This window comes from Subdoligranulum sp. APC924/74, from assembly GCF_003324125.1.
In the GTDB taxonomy this organism is placed as follows: domain Bacteria; phylum Bacillota; class Clostridia; order Oscillospirales; family Ruminococcaceae; genus Gemmiger; species Gemmiger qucibialis.
This window is the reverse complement of sequence record NZ_PSQF01000178.1, coordinates 1-2,326: the sequence shown is the minus strand read 5'-3', so window position 1 is coordinate 2,326 and position 2,326 is coordinate 1. Positions and strand designations below refer to the sequence as shown.

At 58.0% G+C, this 2,326-nt stretch carries 2 protein-coding genes; both read right to left on the bottom strand.

The genetic code is table 11. The annotated features are described in order from the left end of the window. Positions 1 to 292 precede the first annotated feature (292 nt). On the bottom strand, positions 293 to 832 hold the full coding sequence (locus tag C4885_RS16025) for a DUF5662 family protein (protein WP_114001289.1): 540 nt from the start codon (positions 830 to 832) through the stop codon (positions 293 to 295). A 97-nt stretch (positions 833 to 929) separates the two neighbouring features. Then, positions 930 to 2,210 (bottom strand): hypothetical protein, encoded by a 1,281-nt coding sequence (locus C4885_RS16020; protein ID WP_114001288.1) that lies wholly within the window; start codon positions 2,208 to 2,210, stop codon positions 930 to 932. Between the last annotated feature and the right edge of the window lie 116 nt (positions 2,211 to 2,326).

Here is a 2,326-nt window from a genome sequence, read left to right as displayed (position 1 = left end):
GTATTATCTGCGCTTTTGGCTTGGCATCTGCCGCACCTCGCTCGCCGTATCGGCACTTAGAATTATGCGGTATTGCCCTAATTATAAAGTGCTCTGTAGGGAACGGTCTTGACCGTTCCGAAACCTTGAGGTGGATGGTGTAACAAATTTATGAGAAATTTTGACTTCCCCTGAGGATAACTCCCCGCGCAGGGGCCGATGCTCGCATCGGGCCACAGGCAGAACGTCTCGTAAAAATGGCAAGCGGGCGCACAATGTGCGCCCCTACGGGGTTGGTGGCGGTACCCCGTTTTTATTTTTTCTTCCCCAGCAACTGCGTGCGGATATACCGGAAACATTCGTCCTCGCCTTCATCCCGCAAAATCAACAGGCAGGTTTCCAGCTGTTTGCGGGTTTCGGGGTGCAGGATGTAGTGGTCACGGCTGTGTTTGTAATACTCCCACGCGGCGGCGTCTGTGTAGCTGGCACCCTTGTAATTCTTGCTGGCGGCAATGCGGTCACACACCATTTCCGCCACATAGCGATTGGGCATGCGCATCCCGGCCATGGCGTGATCGCCGTTGGGGGCATAGTCAATCCAGTATTCCAGGTGGTGCTTGTTGCGCCCCTTGTGGTGCAGCCATGCGGCAGAGTAGCCTTCCGCCTTGCGCTGGGCGTTGTTGGGGCTGCAGGTGCCCTGCCAATATTTGGCACCGGCCCAGAATTCCACGGGGGACAGTTTGCTCAAATCATGGGTCAACCCCTGCCAGTACAGCCCGCAGCGGAAACACCCCTGCATGACCAGCATTTTGTGGTGGTGGATGGTTTTATAATGTTTGATGGGATGCCACATGGCAGATTCCCCCTTTGCTACTCAATCAAAAACGCATTGCTGCCTTTGATTGTAATACAAACGCCGCCGGTGCGCAAGCCCGGCGGCGGGATTCCAATTATTCTTTTACCGCAGTGATGGCGGTTTTAACCAGCCACACCAGTAGCGCACAGCTGACCGGCACCAGTGCAAAATGCCACAGCATGGGCACCAGATGGACATGCACATAGGCGTGTGCTTTGGAAAGCACCATCCAGGATACCGGTGCCGCCAAGCTGAGCACCCACACCAGCGCAGGCCCGGCCAACACGGCCAGCAGCTTTTTGCGCAGGGCCAGCACCGCAAGGCACAGGGCAAAGCCCAGCAGGGTAACGGCGATCAGCGGCTTTAAGGTGATGGTCAAGGGGCCGAATTGCAGCAGGGGTTCATCCACCTCCACAAAATAGCGGGTCAGAACCTGTGCAACGCTGACATCGCTCACCATATCATCCGTCAGGCTGACACGGCTGGTAACAGCCCCGGTCAGGTTCTGCCAGCTGCCTGTGGCACTGCCAAAATAGATGACCCCCTGAATAAACCAGGCCCCCAGCGCCGCTGCCACGCCGCCCACAGCAGCAAAGCCGGTGCATATCATGCGGCGCAGCCAGGCGCGGCGGTCCCCGCCGGCCCAACAGTAGACAAGCGGGGCTTCGCACAGGATCAAAAAGGTGGAAATAAACTCAAACCCGCACATGCAGCGCACCATGCAGGCGGCGAACACCAGCAGGTAACACCACCAGGGCGTTTTGCCGCGCCGCCGGGTAACGGCACAGAGCAGCAGCCCCGCCAAAGCGGGCAGCAACCAGGTCCACAGGCACCAGTACAGGTCTTTCATGCCGCGCTGCGGCCAGGGGGCAAACACCACGGCGCACAGCCACGCCAGCGCGGAAAGCGGCCCCCACGCCCGCCATACGGCCAGGCAGACCAGCAGAGTAGCCGCATAGAACAACATACTGTTGATGTTGTACAGTATGATTTCCCGCGCTTCGCCGCGGTCCTCAAAAACAGAGAGCACTTTGTTCAGCACGCCGAACGCCCAGCCCTGCAGCCCGGTCTGGTGGGTGTAAGCCTGAAAATCCTGCGGGGAAACGGGGGTGTTGTCCTGGTACCAGTAGCGGTTTTGTTCATCGCTCCAGTCCTGGGTATATACCCCCATAAAGCCGCCGGGGCTGGTCTGGTTCTGCTGCATCTGCAGCATGCGGCCGAACACGAGAGTCTGGGAGCCATTGTCCCAAAAGCCGGTCAGATAGGTGCTGCCGTTGTGCCGCCAAACGGTCAAAACAACCGCCAGCACCACAACCACCACCGCCGTTACAGCCACCTGCACCGCCGCAGGCAAGGATCGAAATTTTTGCTTCAAAATAATAAGTTCCTAACGTATAGAATCAATATCGTCTAAGGCAACACCGCACAATTCCCGCCTTACGGCTTAAGCACCGCTCCGACGGCTGCGGCACGGCATCTGCGTTGCCAAAA

Excerpts from the sequence above, each read along its gene's own strand:
- C4885_RS16025 (WP_114001289.1), bottom strand. The coding sequence starts at position 832 with ATGTGGCATCCCATCAAACATTATAAAACCATCCACCACCACAAAATG.